The sequence below is a fragment of the Streptomyces griseochromogenes genome (assembly GCF_001542625.1).
Classification (GTDB): domain Bacteria; phylum Actinomycetota; class Actinomycetes; order Streptomycetales; family Streptomycetaceae; genus Streptomyces; species Streptomyces griseochromogenes.
The window spans coordinates 754,327-768,214 of sequence record NZ_CP016279.1 but is presented as its reverse complement, the minus strand read 5'-3'; the positions used below and the strand labels follow the sequence as shown (position 1 = coordinate 768,214).

The window sequence follows — 13,888 nt, the reverse complement described above, 5'->3', positions numbered from 1 at the left end:
AGGCTCAGTTGGACGCCAGCAGCTTCAGCTCGGGGTGGGCCGTGCCGCCCTCGATCGCCGTGGAGGAGATGTGGGAGACCACGCGGTCGTCGACGGGGTCGTTCGCCGGGTCGTCGTGGACGACGAGGTGCTCGTAGGTGGTGGCGCGCTGGGCCGGGACGCGGCCCGCCTTGCGGATCAGGTCGATGATCTCCAGCCGGTTGGAGCGGTGCTTGGCGCCGGCCGAGGAGACCACGTTCTCCTCCAGCATGATCGAGCCGAGGTCGTCCGCGCCGTAGTGCAGGGACAGCTGGCCGACCTCTTTGCCGGTGGTCAGCCACGAGCCCTGGATGTGCTGGACGTTGTCCAGGAACAGACGGGCGATCGCGATCATCCGCAGGTACTCGAAGAGCGTGGCGTGGGTGCGGCCCTTCAGGTGGTTGTTCTCGGGCTGGTAGGTGTACGGGATGAAGGCGCGGAAGCCGCCCGTGCGGTCCTGTACGTCCCGGATCATGCGCAGGTGCTCGATGCGCTCGGCGTTGGTCTCGCCGGTGCCCATGAGCATGGTGGACGTGGACTCCACGCCCAGCTTGTGCGCGGTCTCCATGATCTCCAGCCAGCGCTCGCCGCTCTCCTTGAGGGGCGCGATGGCCTTGCGGGGGCGCTCGGGGAGGAGTTCCGCGCCGGCGCCCGCGAAGGAGTCGAGGCCCGCCTCGTGGATGCGGGTGACGGCCTCCTCGACCGAGACGCCGGAGATGCGGGCCATGTGCTCGACCTCGGAGGCGCCGAGGGAGTGGATCACGAGCTGCGGGAAGGCGTCCTTGATCGCCTTGAAGTGCTTCTCGTAGTACTCGACGCCGTAGTCCGGGTGGTGGCCGCCCTGGAACATGATCTGGGTGCCGCCCAGCTCGACGGTCTCCGCGCAGCGGCGCAGGATGTCGTCGAGGTCACGGGTCCAGCCCTTGTCCTTGTCCTTGGGGGCCGCGTAGAAGGCGCAGAACTTGCACGCCGTGACACACACGTTCGTGTAGTTGATGTTGCGCTCGATGATGTACGTCGCGATGTGCTCGATGCCCGCGTACTTGCGGCGTCGTACGGCGTCGGCGGCGGCGCCCAGCGCGTGCAGCGGGGCGTCGCGGTAGAGGTCGAGCGCCTCCTCGGGCGTGATGCGTCCGCCCGCCGCGGCACGGTCGAGGACAGACTGGAGGTCGGCCTTCTCGGTCACCAGGGGTCCCTTTCGTCAAGGGTTGTGGACGGACTGATCCAGCCTACGCCAGGGCCTTCGGGGCCGCGGATGCGGCTGGCCTCCTGGTGCTGGAGCGGCGGCAGGGCGGCCTCGGTGCGGCCGAGGAAGCCGTCCCGGGCGTTCCACCACTGGAGCAGGACGTCCCGCAGCCATGACTCGGGGTGCGCGGGGTCCTCGGCGAAGGTGACGGCGGTCACCCACTCTGAGCGCGCCGCCGTCGAGCCGTTCCCCGACGACCAGGCAGACGTTCCCGTCCCGGCCGAGCCCCGGGTCGAATTCCAGCCCGAGCTACGCGGTGTACGCCCCCGCCAGGAGACCCAGGAACGCCCCCGCGATGAGGAACGGCCCGAAGGGGATAGCCGTCTTGCGCCCCGCGCGCCGTACGACGACGAGCGCACCGCCGTACAACGCCCCCAGCAGGAAGCCCGCGAAGGTGCCGAGCAGCACGGTGGGCCAGCCGTACCAGCCGAGGACGGCGCCCATGCCGAGCGCCAGTTTCACATCGCCGAAGCCCATGCCGGCCGGGTTGATGAGGTAGAGCACGAAGTAGCCGCCGCCGAGCGCGAGGGTGCCGTACAGCGCGGTGAGCCAGTGGCCGGCGTGCTCGGGCACCAGGGTGACGAGGCCCAGCAGGCCGAGGGCGGCGGCCGCGAGCGGCAGGGTCAGCGGGTCGGGCAGCCGCCGCACCCGGAAGTCCACGGCGGCCAGCAGCACCCCGGCCGGTGCGAGCAGCAGCCAGACCCCCAGCTCGGGCCGGGTGCCGGTGGCGACGGCGAGGACGGCGCAGGTGAGGGCGGTGGCCGTGGCGAGGAGGGGGGCGGAGGGAGCGTACGGCGTCTCCGCCCGGACCTTCACCTCCACGCGCGCCCGCGCCGCCCCCTCCTTCACGCCCCGCGCGCACTCCCCGCACCGCGCTCCGCCCAGCCACCCGCGGATCGGATGCCCGTCCGCGCACCGCCCGCGCCAGGGCTCCCCCTCCGGGACGGCGAAGCGGTAGGCGGCCCGGGGCAGCAGGGTCCCCGCCGCCACGCCCCACAGCGCGGCGACGAGGATCAGCGCGCCCGTGCTCACTGAGCCCCTCTCCGCGCCGCACGTCCCGTCGAACTCGTCGTGCCGCATCGCGTCATGGCGGAGATCCTAGGGAGTGAACCCGGTGCGTGGGGGCGGTCTCAGACGGCCGACATCCCGTAGATCTCCGGCCCGTTGGTCACCATCAGCCGGTTTCCGGACAGGGCCATCTGCCAGGAGTCGTCGGCGTCCTTGTTGTCGGTCCAGGTCCAGCGGACCTTGCCGGTCTTGGCGTTGATGGCCGCGACGCCACCCGCCAGGGAGCCGCCGACCCCGTACAGCGTCGCCCCGGCTCTGAGGAACGACTGCGCTCCCCTGGAACTCTCGTCGCAGAGCCAGATCCGCTTGCCGTTCTTGACGTCGACGGCCCAGACACCGCGGTCGTAGTCGCCGGCGTAGAGCACACCGTCGATGACGGTCGGGTTGTAGAAGCCGCGCCGGCCGTTGGGGGACAGTGTCCAACGGGTGGCGCCGGTCTCCACGTCCACGGCCGTCAGCTGCTTGCCCGGCACGAAGACGAGCCCGTTCGCGACCGTGGGCAGCCAGCTCCAGTTGTCGCCGATCTTCTTGGTCCACAGCTGGTTGCCGGTGGCCGTGTCCCGGACGGTGAGGTTGTACTTGGAATCGGTGTAGACGAGGTACTTGCCGACTACGGCGCCGTCGACCTCGTAGTCGTCGGTGCCCCAGTCGCGCTTCTGCAGCCACACCTTCTGGCCCGTGGTGTGGCTGATCGCCGCGACGGCCGTGCGGTAGTTCGTGGCGCTCTTCGCCTCGCCGAAGTCGGTCACCGTCACGTACACGTTCTTGTCGTCGATCGCGATCGTGCGCTCGATTTGCATCTTCTTGCCGAGCCGGCTGCGCCAGGCCTCCTCGCCGGTCCTGACGTCGTAGGCGACGAGGACGCCGTCGTAGTCGCCGTCGACCAGGAACACCTTGCCGTCGTGGAAGAGCAGCTGGGCTCCGCTGCGGCAGATGTCCTTCTTGGACCAGCGCGCCTTGCCCGTCTTCACGTCGTACGCCACGAGCGGATCGCCGCTCATCAGCAGCAGGCCGTCGTAGGTGAGGAGCGGTACCGCCGTGCTGGTGCTGTCCTCGGCCACGCTGGTGTGCCACAGCGGCTGCGGGGCCACGCCCGCGGGCGGGGTGGTGAAGGACTCGGCGACCGGCTTGCCCGAACCGCCGTGGCCGCCCGCGCCGGTGGACGTGCCGGTGCCGCCGTCCTTGTGGCCCAGCCACCAGGCGGTGCCCCCGCCGACCGCGGCGACGGCGGCGGCACCGCCGAGGGCGTAGGCGAGGGCGCGGCGGCGGGAGGGTGCCGGGGAGGAGGCGTCCGCGGCGCCCAGCTGAACGGTGCCGGGCTGCAGAGTGCCGTAGCCCGGGGTGGGGGTCCCGTAGCCGGGGGCGGGGGTCCCGGGCTGCGGGTAGCCGTAGCCCGCCGCGGGCGTGCCCGCGGGTGGCTGCGCGGCGGGCTGCGGGTGGCCGTAGCCCGCCGCGGGGGTGCCCGCCGGCGGCTGCGCGCCGGCCGGCATCGTCGGGGCCGGGCCGAAGGAGGCGGCGGCCGGTGCGGCCGGATGCTCCGGCGCCTCCAGGTCCAGGATCCCGGCCGCGTGGGTGGCGATGGTGGACGCCACCGCGGAGGGCAGCCAGTCGCTGAGCACGCCCTCGACGCCCTGCGGGGCCAGCGCCGCCACGATCTCGGCGGGGGCGGGCCGGCCGGCCGGGTCCTTCAGCAGACAGGCCCGCAGCAGACCGAGCAGCGACTGCGGTACGCCGGTCAGGTCCGCTTCGCCGTGGACGACCTGATAGAGCATGGCCGCGTGGGAGGCCGCGCCGTCGCCGAAGACGTTGCGGCCGGTGGCCGCGAAGGCGAGAACGGCGCCCAGGGAGAAGACGTCGCCCGCCGTGCCGACGTCCTGGCCGAGGGCCTGCTCCGGGGGCATGTAGCCGGGCGAGCCGACGACGACCCCGGTCTGGGTCATACGGTTGCCGTCCACCGCCCGCGCGATGCCGAAGTCGATGACGCGGGGGCCGTCCGCGGCGAGGAGGACGTTCGACGGCTTGAGGTCACGGTGGATCAGTCCCGCCGCGTGGATCTCCTGGAGAGCGGCCGCGAGCCCGGCGCCGAGCGCGCGGACGGTGCCCTCGGGGAGCGCGCCGTGCGCGGCGACGACGTCCGTCAGGTCCGGGCCGAGCACGTACGACGTCGCCAGCCACGGCAGCGGCGCGTCGGGGTCGGCGTCCACGACCGAGGCGGTGTACTGGCCGGAGACCGCCTGGGCGATCTCCACCTCGTGCCGGAAGCGGCGGCGGAAGTCGGCGTCGGCGGCGAGGTCGGGGCGTACGACCTTCACGGCGACGGTCCGGCCGCCGGGCGAACGGGCCAGGTAGACCCGGCCCATACCGCCGGCTCCGAGTGTGCGCAGCATGCGGTAGCCGCCCAACTCCCGTGGGTCGTCCGGCTGCAGTGTCTCCATGGCGGGCGTTCCCCGTCCTTCCCCGTTGCGACGCTTTGCGCTGCCTTGCGCTGCCTTGCGCTGCGTTGTACTGCGTTGCGTTGCCTTGTCGCGCCTTGCCGGTCCGGTGGCCGGTGCAGGCGGTGCGCGGTTGGCGTTCGCCAACGCGGACACAGTAGTGACAGCAGGGGAGGGAGTGGTGGCGGGGGCGGGAGCTCAGCCGCGCCGGTCGACCTTCGACATCCGCGACACGGGGTTGCCTTCGGCCGAACTGTCCGCTGTGTACGTCAGGTCGTCGCCGGTCGGTGTCAACTCCACCTGGTGCGGGGCGGGGTCGCAGCCGAGGTGGTTGTCCTTGGCGCCCACCGACGTCGCCACGATCCGTGTCCTGGTCACCTTCTTCAGGGTGAGGATGTCGGTGCAGACGGCGCCGACCTGGTCGGTCTGGGTGAGCCGCCCCAACTCCTCGCCGACGCCCGCCTGGTGCACGGTGAGCCGGAAGGTGCCCATGGGCAGGCGGCCGTCGAGTCCGGCCGCCTGGCCCTCCCAGGTGCCGAGGTAGCGGGCCGGGATCGCGGCCGCGGTGCCGCCGCTCGCACTGGGGGCCGGGGAGGGCTCGTCCGCCGCGTCGCCGGACCCCGCCGAGGAGGCGCCGTCGGCCGGGTGGGAGGCGGCCGGGGCGCTCCCCGCAGTGTCGTGACCACCGCCTGCCCATGGCCGCAGCAGGGCCCCGAGACCCACCGCCCCGGCGGCCAGCGCCCCCGCCACGGCCAGCGCAACGGTGCAACTCACCCGCCGCCCGCGCCCGTTCTCCCCGGGCGCGGCGGACGCCGCCACGCTGACACTGAGCTTGCCGGGCGCCGGCACCGCATCTCGCGGCCCGGGCACGGCCCCCGGCCCGACGGCGGGGGTCCCGGGCGGCAGGCCCGGGGCGTGGGAGGGCATGGCCGGGGCACCCGGGCCACCGGACTGCGCATCCGGGGCACCGGACACGGAGCCCGCGGCACTGAACGGCACGGCCGGAGAAGGGCCGGACGCCCCCGTCGGCACCCCGGGCGGAGTCATCAGCGGAGCCGGTCCGAACTCACCGGCGACAGCCCCGGACTCGCCCGAAGCCGACCCGAACCGCCCGCTTCCCGGACCGGCTCCCGGCCCGGTCCCGGATGCGCCGCTGTCCGGCACCGCCCCGGACGTCACTCCCCGCGCCCCGCCCACCGAAGGGCTGCTGAACGCCACCGGACCCGACGGTGCCGTCTCGGCCGTCTCCAGGTTGAGGAGGTGTACGGCGCCTCGGCTGACCTGCTCCACCAGGGCGCCCGGCAGCCAGCCGCCGGCGACCAGGCGGGCGGCGCCCTCGGGGGCGAGCCTGCGGGCCAGCTCGGCGGGGGCCGGGCGGGCGGTGGGGTCCTTGGCCAGACAGGCGGCCGCCGCCTGCCGCAACTCGCCGGTGAAGTGCCCCAGTTCGGGCTCCTCGTGGACGACCTTGTAGAGCAGCGCGGCCGAGGAGTCGCCGGAGAACGGCGGCTCACCGGTCGAGGCGAAGGCCAGCACCGCGCCGAGGGAGAAGACGTCGGCCGCGCCGGTGACGCCCTTGCCGAGGATCTGCTCGGGGGCCATGTAGCCGGGCGAGCCGACGGAGACGCCGGTCGAGGTCAGGGATGCCGTGCCGTCCGTGGCACGGGCGATGCCGAAGTCGATGAGGAGCGGGCCGTCCAGGGTCAGCAGGATGTTGGAGGGCTTCACGTCGCGGTGGACGAGGCCCAGTTCGTGCACCGCCGCCAGCGCCTCGGCGAGGCCCGCGCCCAGGGCCCGTACGGTGTGCGGGGGCAGCGGGCCGCGGTCCGCGACGGCCGCGGCGAGGGAGGGTCCGGCCGCGTAGGCGGTGGCGACCCAGGGCACGGCGGCCTCCGGGTCCGCGTCCAGGACGGGCGCGGTCCAGGCGCCGCCGACCCGGCGGGCGGCCTCGACCTCCCGCCGGAAGCGGGCCCGGAACTCCTCGTCCAGCGCGAAGTGCGGGTGCACGATCTTCACCGCGACCGTACGGCCGCCCGCGCTGCGGCCCAGGTAGACACGGCCCATGCCGCCCGCGCCGAGCCGGCCGAGCAGCCGGTAGGGCCCGACGGCGGCCGGTTCGTCGGCTGCGAGCGGCTGCATGGCGTCCACCTCTCCCCCGGTCCCCCTGGTACGCCTCACTACTCGAAGCGTAGTGACTACGGCTGGAGCAGATCCACCTTCACATCCGCCGGGAACCCGGTCGTCGGGCCGACCCGGCGCGCGAACTCGGCGACCGCCGCCAGTTGCGGCTCGCCGAAGCTGAAGTCGAGGGTGGTGAAGTACTGCTCCAGCGTGCGCTCGTCGAAGGCCTCCCAGCGGGCCGCCTGCTCGGCGACCTTGCCGACCTCCTCCAGGGAGAGGTTGCGGGAGTCGAGGAAGGCCTCGTGGACCTTGCGGGTGATCGACGGCTCGCGCTCCAGGTAGTCGCGCCGGGCGGCCCACACCGCGAAGACGAACGGCAGGCCCGTCCACTCCTTCCACATCGCGCCCAGGTCGTGCACCTCGAGGCCGTAGCGGGGGCCGTCGATGAGGTTGGCGCGCAGGGCGGCGTCGCCGATGAGCACGGCGGCCTCCGCCTCCTGCATCATCAGGCTGAGGTCGGGCGGGCAGGTGTAGTAGTCGGGCTGCACGCCGTAGCGCTCGGCGAGCAGGAGCTGGGCGAGCCGGACCGAGGTGCGGGAGGTCGAACCGAGGGCGACCCTGGCTCCGTCCAGCCGGTCCAGAGGGAGCTGCGAGACGATCACGCAGGACATCACCGGGCCGTCGCAGCCGACGGCGATGTCGGGGAAGGCGACCAGATCGTCCGCGTGCTTCAGGAACTCGACCAAGGTGATGGGCGCGATGTCGAGTTCACCCTGCACCAGCTTCTCGTTGAGCTTGTCCGGGGTGTCCTTGGTCAGCTCGAAGTCGAGGAGCGTGCCGGTTCTCGCGAGCCCCCAGTAGAGGGGCAGGCAGTTCAGGAACTGGATGTGGCCGACGCGCGGCCGGGTGCGAGAATTGTCCACATCGCGAGACTAGACCCCGTGCTGTACGGTGCTGGGACCGACCCCACCGTCAAGGCGGCTCTCCGATGATTCAAACATTCGGGTGACGTGATCTTGGCCTCTATTGCTTTCGGCTGCCCTCGTGCTAGGCTCGCCGCAAGTTGCAGTTTGGTTTCCCTTGCAGTACAGAGCCTGCGGAGCATGTAACCGCGGGCTCTCGTCGTTTTCAGACGAATGCAGTTGTGCAGCACCGTTTCGCACTTGCAGGTTCTGGAGCAGGGCAACCCTTTTGAGCCCAAGGAGGGCTTATGGCTACCGGAACCGTGAAGTGGTTCAACGCCGAAAAGGGCTTTGGCTTCATCGCCCAGGAGGGCGGCGGCCCCGACGTCTTCGTTCACTACTCCGCGATCAACGCCTCCGGCTTCCGCTCCCTCGAGGAGAACCAGCAGGTGAGCTTCGACGTGACGCAGGGCCCGAAGGGTCCGCAGGCGGAGAACGTCACCCCCGTCTGATCACTGCCTGATCGCAGAACCTGAGTGCAGTACCCAAGGAGCCCCGCGCCGCAAGGCGACGGGGCTCCTGCCTTTTCCCGTTCATTTCGAGTTCACATGTGCTGCATGATCAGCACGAACTTCGTTCCGTCCGCGAGCGCTTCGTACGCGTGCGGAACGTCCCCGCGGTACGACACGTAATCCCCGGGCCCCAGCTCGACCGCTTCCCCGCGCGGCCCGGCCTTGACTCTTCCCTCGGTGACCACGATGTGCTCCGTGGTTCCGGGAATGTGCGGCTCCGAATCCCGTACGGACCCGGGTTCCAGCCAGACGTAATAGATGTCCCTGCGCGCACCGGGCGGACTGGCCGACAGCAGCGAGGCCAGATAGCTGGACTGCTCGGAGTGCAGCGTCGGCCCCTCGCCGGCCCGGATCACCTGGACGGTGGGCGCGGGCGGCTCGACGAGCACACTGAAGGGCACCCCGAGGGTCACCGCGAGCGCCCAGATGGTCTCCATGCTCGGATTCCCGCTCGCCGCCTCCAGCTGGGACAGCGTGGACTTCGCGATCCCGGCGCGCTTGGCCAGCTCGGACAGGGACAGCCCGGTGCGGGTGCGCTCGCGCTTCAGGGACGCGGCGATCCACTCCAGCGGGAGCCGGGCGGGGGTCTCGGTCATGCCGTTCGCTCCATCGGTACGATCGTTCGCCTTGACGGACAATTGCCCGCCTGTCCATCATAGGAAACATGCGTTCGCTTCTCCGAACATCCAAGGTCAGAACACCCGAGGCCACACCGTCCGAGACCGCATCACTCGTCCGTGACAGTTCCCTGGTCTGGCTCGCCAGCGGGATCGTCGGCGTCTCCTTCGGCGCGGTCTCCGTCGCCGGCGGGCTGCCGATGTGGGTGCCGGTGGTGATGTCGGTGGTGGTGTACGCCGGATCCGCCCAGTTCAGCGCGGTCGGCGTCCTGCTCGCCGGAGGCGGCCCGTTCGCCGCCGCGGCCACCGGTCTGCTCCTCAACACCCGGACGGCCGCCTTCAGTCTGGCGGTGGCGGACATTCTCGATACCGGTCGCGCGACCCGTTTCCTGGGCGCGCACCTCGTCACCGACGAAACGGTCGCCTTCGCCCTCGCCCAGAGCGATCCGGTACGGCGGCGCAGGGCGTTCTGGATCTCCGGGCTCGGCCTGTTCGCCGTGTGGAACGCGGGCGTGCTGGCCGGGGCGATCGCCGGGAGCGCCCTGGGTGACACCGCCCGCTACGGCCTCGACGCGGCCTTCCCCGCCGTCCTCGTGGCCCTGGTGCTCCCCGTCGTCCGCGCGGACGCGACGATACGGCGGTGCGCGCTGCTCGGCGCCGCCCTGGCGCTGGCCGTGACGCCCTCGGTGCCGGCCGGGGTGCCGGTGCTGCTCGCGCTGGCCGGGCTGGTCCTGCACCGCCGGCCGCGGGAGGCCGCCGTATGAATGCCACGGTCGTGATGATCCTCGCCCTGGCGGTGGGAACTTACGCCTTCCGGCTGGTGGGCCCGTTGCTGCACGGCCGGGTGACGATCCCGGCCCGGGTGCAGGAGCTGACGTCGGCGGGGGCGGTCGTCCTGCTCGTCGCCCTGCTGGCCACGGGCGCGCTGACGGAGGGCGGGGGCTTCGCGGGGTGGGCCCGCCCGGCCGGGGTGCTGGTGGGCGGGGTGCTGGCGTGGCGACGGGCGCCGTTCGTGGTGGTGGTGCTGGGCGCCGCCGCGACGGCAGCGGCGCTGCGGCTGGCCGGGGTGGCGTAGGTACCGTCGGCAATCCACCAGAGGGCTCCGCCCCCTGGACCCCCGGGCCCATGCCCGCCCACCACCCGAATCGGCCGCCGCGAGCATCCGGAGCTGCGCTTCGAGCAGGGCTCCATGCTGGACCTCGACCTCGCCGACGGTGAGCCGGCCGGCGTCGTCTCCTGGTACTCGGCCATCCACACCCCGGTGGACCGGCTGCCCGCGCTCTTCGCCGAGCTGCTCACGGACACTGGGTTCGCCCTCGGCTCCCGCACGGTGCGCGAACCCGACCGTCACCTCGGCGAATCGGTCGGCCAGGCCTACCTGTTCGCCCGCAAGCCCGCACCGACCCAGGAGCCGTAACAGCGGTTGAAACCAGGAGTACCGGGGGACCGCCCCGGGACGGTAACCGGTGGGGACGGCATCAGGATCGCTCGCACCGAGCATCGGTTGCGACGTCGGGGAGGGGCCCGGCGACCGGATCACGATCCGTCACTTCTGGGGGGCTTAGCTATGCGCACTACCGCACTGCGTACGAAGACGGTTCTGGCCGCGCTCACCGGCGCGGGTGTTCTGGCGCTCGGCACGGCGGCGGCCGTTCCGGCGACCGGTGCGGAGCGGACACTGGTGCACGTCGCCTCCGACCCGTCGGGGCACCGGGCGGACTCCGGCACGGTCCTGGCGGACGACCAGATGCCCGGCCGTCTCCACTACTGACCGCACCGCGGCATCGACGGCACCGGCCGGGCTCACGCCCCGTCGGTGCCGTCCTCATGGGCGCGAGCTTCCGCAAACGCCTCCGCCCGTGTGCCCGTTGCCTAGAGCCGCCGTCCTGCCTCCGTCACCCCCATCACGTCGTACAGAACATCGGCCTCGCGCTGATGCCGACGCGCCGTCGGTTCATCACCCAACACCCGTGCCGCCTCGGCCATTCCGTGAAGGGCCCGAGCGATCTCGATCCGGTAGCCGAGGCGGGAAGCCAACTCGTGGGCGCGGCGGTACAGTTCCATGGCCCGATCGGGTGCGTCGGCGCACAGGTGGACCAAGCCCACCACGTTCACCACGGCGGCCTGGCGCAGCACCGTCCCGCCGGCGGAGACCAGGTCCAGGGCGCGCTCGGCGTATTCCGCGGCCGAGCTCACCTCGCCGAGGCGCTGACAGACCCGGGCCCAGTGCGCGAGCACGAAGGCAACATTTCCCGGCTGCCGGGAATCGTCGCACAGTTCGAGAGCCTGGGAGAGACAGGCCCGCGCCCGCTCGTCTTCACCGGTGCCGAGGTGGGCCAGCGCCAGCCAGGACAGCGAGGAGATCTCATTGCTGCGCTCGCCCAGGCGCCGGTTCAGTTCAGTGGCCCGAGCCGCGTACCGGACACCCTCGGCGTAGTGGCCCGTCCAAGTCTGCACTGAGCTGAGATTGACCAGTGCCTCGGCCTCCTGCCGGTGCGCGCCCAAGTCCCGGTGCAGCGCGATGCCTCGGACCAAGTGGAAGCGGGCCTCGTCAAAGTTGCCGAGGGCCCCGTGCAGCAGGCCGAGCACCTCGATGCAGAACCCCTCGGTGCGGCGATCGCTGCTGCCGACCAGCTCCAGGGCCTCCTGAGCGGTGCTGATGCCGTCATGGAAGTTGCCGAGCCACCACTGGCCCACGGCCAGATTGCACAGGCTCAGGCTGAGCAGCACCGGGTCGTCGAGCTGTCGGCAGGCTGAGACCGCGACGGTGTTTACGCCCCGGAACTCCTCGTAGTGCCCACGCAGATGGAGGTAGAACAGCACGTTGCGGGCCAGCAGCGCGGCAGTTCGGTGCAGACCCTGTGTACCTGCCCGGGTGGCGACCGCCAGCAGCGCCTCGTGCTCCCGGTCGAACCATCGCAGTGCCTGACCGTCGCCGTCCAGCCGCGGCAGTTCGGCTGAACTCGGCTCGGGCGGATCGCTGTAGCGGTTGCGACCGGGGAAGAGGATCTCACAGGCCTGGTCGGTGGCCAGCGTGTAGTACGAAACCAGCCGCTCGACCGCCCCCTCCTCGTCGTCCTCGGGCTCCCGCACGCCCATCGCGTAGGTGCGTACCAGGTCGTGGAAGCCGTAGAGCCCCGCCTCATGCTGTTCCAGGAGATGGTTGTCGAGCAGGAGCTCCAGCAGGTCCTCCGTGTCGTGGACATCGGCGCCCAGCAGCGCCGCCGCCGAATGGACGTCGATGGCACTGCCCGGGTGCAGACCCAGCAGCCGGAACGCAACGCGCTGGTCCTCCTCCATCCCCTGGTACGACAGCCGCAGCGTGGCCTCGACGCTGCGTTCCCCGGCGCTCAGCTCCCGCAGCCGCCGTGTCTCGTCGGCGAGCCGGTCGACCAGGTACTGAACGGTCCAGCGGGGGCGGTTGCGCAGCCGTGCCGTGGTGATGCGCAGGGCCAGCGGGAGGCCGCAGCACAGCCGGGCGAGCTGGTCGACGGCCTGGGGTTCGGCGGTGGTGCGGTCGACGCCGAGCGTCCGCGTGAGCAGTGTGATGCTGTCGTCCGCCGACAGCAGCCCCAGGGAGAGCCACTCCGCGCCGTCCAGCTCCAGCATGCGCACCCGGCCGGTGAGGATCGCCAGGCAGTCCTCGGAGGCGGGCAGCAGGGGACGTACCTGGGCGACGTCGGCCGCGTTGTCGAGCAGCAGCAGGAGTCTTCGCTGGGCGGAAACGGTTCGCCAGAGGGTGGTGCGTCTTTCCAGGTCGTCCGGTATCCGGTCGTCCGGGACGCCGAGGGTGCGCAGCAGGGAGTGCAGGACGGCGCTCGGCTCCTGGGCCTTCTCGCCGGGGCTGAATCCACGCAGGTCGACGAAGAGCTGGCCGTCGGGGTAGTCGGGAGCGAGCAGATGGGCGGCGTGCACGGCGAGGGCGGTCTTGCCGCTGCCGCCCATGCCGTCCACACCGACGATCCGGGTGCTCCGGCCGGCCGGGGCCCGGCCCACCTCCAGCAGCCGGGCCAGCTCGGTGTCCCGGCCGGTGAAGTCCGGCAGGTCGTAGGGCAGGGTGCAGGGTGCGGGGTCGGACGCGGACGGCGGGTCGAGCGGTGCGGGGACGAGGAGGGCGGCGCGGTCGGCCACGGACTGCGGCACACGCGGGGCCACCTCGGGGCTGTCGCGCAGGATGGCCTCGTACAGCCGGGTCAGCTCGGCGCCCGGGTCGATGCCCAGCTCCTCCACGAGCAGTTCGCGCACCCGGCCGAACTCCTCCAGCGCCTCCGCCTGCCGGCCCGCCCGGTACAGGGCGACCATCAGGCGTCCGCGCAGGGTCTCCCGCAGCGGGTGCGCGGTAATCAACTCGCGTAGCGGTCCGATGAGTTCGCCGGACTGTCCGAGTTCCAGCTGCAGCTCGAAGTACTGCTCGGCGACGGCCATGTGCCGTTCCTCGAGGGCCGCCGAGGCCGCGCTGATCACCGCGCCGCCGGTGCCGGCCATGACCGGACCCCGCCACAGGTCCAGACAGGCCCGCAGGTGCCCGACCGCCTCGGCGGACTGCCCGGCGGCCACCGCCTGCCGGGCCTCCTGCGAGCGCCGGGTGAACTCGTGGAGGTCCAGTTGCTCGTCCGTGAGGACGGCCCGGTATCCGGCCCCGTCGGTGACGATCAGCGAGGAGCCGCCCGGGATGCGGGTGCGCAGCGCGGCGACGGCCTTGCGGATCTGGTGGCCGGCGGTCTGCGGGGGTTCGTCGTCCCAGGCGGCGGCCACCAGCCGGGTCATCGGGACCATGCGTCCGGGCTCCAGTAACAGCGTGGCGAGCACGCGTTCCTGGGTCGGGCTGCCGAGTCTCAGCCGCCGCTCGCCGTGCCAGCCTTCCAGCGCGCCGAGGATGTTGAACCGCAAGACAGGCAGACCGGATGCCGCCGAC

Annotated in this window: 13 protein-coding genes; 5 read left to right on the top strand and 8 right to left on the bottom strand. The window is 72.1% G+C overall.

All coding sequences use genetic code 11. The features are described from left to right. Window positions 1-4 precede the first annotated feature (4 nt). The 6 genes from mqnC to AVL59_RS03590 all read right to left on the bottom strand — a co-directional run bounded on the left by mqnC (window position 5) and on the right by AVL59_RS03590 (window position 7,805). Window positions 5-1,204 (bottom strand): cyclic dehypoxanthinyl futalosine synthase, encoded by a 1,200-nt coding sequence (gene mqnC / locus AVL59_RS03615; protein WP_067299756.1) that lies wholly within the window; start codon window positions 1,202-1,204, stop codon window positions 5-7. Further along, entirely contained in the window at window positions 1,201-1,422 is a 222-nt protein-coding gene (locus AVL59_RS03610; RefSeq protein WP_067299755.1) for a hypothetical protein, read from the bottom strand. The genes mqnC and AVL59_RS03610 overlap by 4 nt, the downstream gene beginning before the upstream one ends. 91 nt (window positions 1,423-1,513) lie before the next feature. Then, the gene (locus AVL59_RS03605) at window positions 1,514-2,344 is read right to left on the bottom strand and encodes a prepilin peptidase (RefSeq protein WP_099052995.1); all 831 of its coding nucleotides are present in this window, start codon (window positions 2,342-2,344) and stop codon (window positions 1,514-1,516) included. A 50-nt stretch (window positions 2,345-2,394) separates the two neighbouring features. Further along, window positions 2,395-4,767, bottom strand: a complete 2,373-nt coding sequence (locus AVL59_RS55815; protein ID WP_067299754.1) for a serine/threonine-protein kinase — start codon at window positions 4,765-4,767, stop codon at window positions 2,395-2,397. A 195-nt stretch (window positions 4,768-4,962) separates the two neighbouring features. Further along, entirely contained in the window at window positions 4,963-6,900 is a 1,938-nt protein-coding gene (locus AVL59_RS03595) for a serine/threonine-protein kinase (RefSeq protein WP_067316855.1), read from the bottom strand. Between the two features lie 56 nt (window positions 6,901-6,956). Next, window positions 6,957-7,805 (bottom strand): menaquinone biosynthetic enzyme MqnA/MqnD family protein, encoded by an 849-nt coding sequence (locus tag AVL59_RS03590; protein ID WP_067299753.1) that lies wholly within the window; start codon window positions 7,803-7,805, stop codon window positions 6,957-6,959. Window positions 7,806-8,092: 287 nt separating this feature from the next. On the opposite strand from AVL59_RS03590, the gene AVL59_RS03585 reads away from it, so the two are divergent. Continuing rightward, a complete protein-coding gene (locus tag AVL59_RS03585; RefSeq protein ID WP_003992177.1) occupies window positions 8,093-8,296 on the top strand; it encodes a cold-shock protein in 204 nt (67 codons plus the stop codon). Between the two features lie 92 nt (window positions 8,297-8,388). Here the strand turns inward: AVL59_RS03585 and AVL59_RS03580 are convergent, their stop codons facing one another. Beyond that, window positions 8,389-8,952 carry a helix-turn-helix domain-containing protein gene (locus AVL59_RS03580; protein WP_067299752.1) on the bottom strand — a complete coding sequence of 188 codons (564 nt, stop codon included), beginning with the start codon at window positions 8,950-8,952 and terminating at the stop codon, window positions 8,389-8,391. A gap of 68 nt (window positions 8,953-9,020) precedes the next feature. On the opposite strand from AVL59_RS03580, the gene AVL59_RS03575 reads away from it, so the two are divergent. From AVL59_RS03575 to AVL59_RS03560, 4 genes are all read left to right on the top strand, one after another. Beyond that, window positions 9,021-9,737: an AzlC family ABC transporter permease gene (locus tag AVL59_RS03575; protein ID WP_067299751.1), complete on the top strand. Its 717-nt coding sequence runs from the start codon at window positions 9,021-9,023 to the stop codon at window positions 9,735-9,737. Continuing rightward, window positions 9,734-10,048, top strand: coding sequence for an AzlD domain-containing protein (locus AVL59_RS03570; protein ID WP_067299750.1), 315 nt, complete (start codon window positions 9,734-9,736; stop codon window positions 10,046-10,048). The genes AVL59_RS03575 and AVL59_RS03570 overlap by 4 nt, the downstream gene beginning before the upstream one ends. 114 nt (window positions 10,049-10,162) lie before the next feature. Then, complete coding sequence (locus tag AVL59_RS03565; RefSeq protein WP_067299749.1) at window positions 10,163-10,390, top strand: hypothetical protein; 228 nt, start codon at window positions 10,163-10,165, stop codon at window positions 10,388-10,390. Window positions 10,391-10,540: 150 nt separating this feature from the next. After that, window positions 10,541-10,744 (top strand): hypothetical protein, encoded by a 204-nt coding sequence (locus AVL59_RS03560; RefSeq protein ID WP_067299748.1) that lies wholly within the window; start codon window positions 10,541-10,543, stop codon window positions 10,742-10,744. Window positions 10,745-10,845: 101 nt separating this feature from the next. On the opposite strand, the gene AVL59_RS03555 is transcribed toward AVL59_RS03560, so the two are convergent. After that, window positions 10,846-13,863 (bottom strand): AfsR/SARP family transcriptional regulator, encoded by a 3,018-nt coding sequence (locus AVL59_RS03555; protein WP_308281867.1) that lies wholly within the window; start codon window positions 13,861-13,863, stop codon window positions 10,846-10,848. Between the last annotated feature and the right edge of the window lie 25 nt (window positions 13,864-13,888).

Bases quoted from the DNA above. Each gene is read 5' to 3' on its own strand.
- AVL59_RS03595 (WP_067316855.1), bottom strand. From the start codon at position 6,900: ATGCAGCCGCTCGCAGCCGACGAACCGGCCGCCGTCGGGCCCTACCGG.
- AVL59_RS03570 (WP_067299750.1), top strand. From the start codon at position 9,734: ATGAATGCCACGGTCGTGATGATCCTCGCCCTGGCGGTGGGAACTTAC.
- AVL59_RS03580 (WP_067299752.1), bottom strand. From the start codon at position 8,952: ATGACCGAGACCCCCGCCCGGCTCCCGCTGGAGTGGATCGCCGCGTCC.
- AVL59_RS03605 (WP_099052995.1), bottom strand. From the start codon at position 2,344: ATGCGGCACGACGAGTTCGACGGGACGTGCGGCGCGGAGAGGGGCTCA.
- AVL59_RS55815 (WP_067299754.1), bottom strand. From the start codon at position 4,767: ATGGAGACACTGCAGCCGGACGACCCACGGGAGTTGGGCGGCTACCGC.
- AVL59_RS03560 (WP_067299748.1), top strand. From the start codon at position 10,541: ATGCGCACTACCGCACTGCGTACGAAGACGGTTCTGGCCGCGCTCACC.
- AVL59_RS03585 (WP_003992177.1), top strand. From the start codon at position 8,093: ATGGCTACCGGAACCGTGAAGTGGTTCAACGCCGAAAAGGGCTTTGGC.
- AVL59_RS03575 (WP_067299751.1), top strand. From the start codon at position 9,021: ATGCGTTCGCTTCTCCGAACATCCAAGGTCAGAACACCCGAGGCCACA.
- AVL59_RS03565 (WP_067299749.1), top strand. From the start codon at position 10,163: ATGCTGGACCTCGACCTCGCCGACGGTGAGCCGGCCGGCGTCGTCTCC.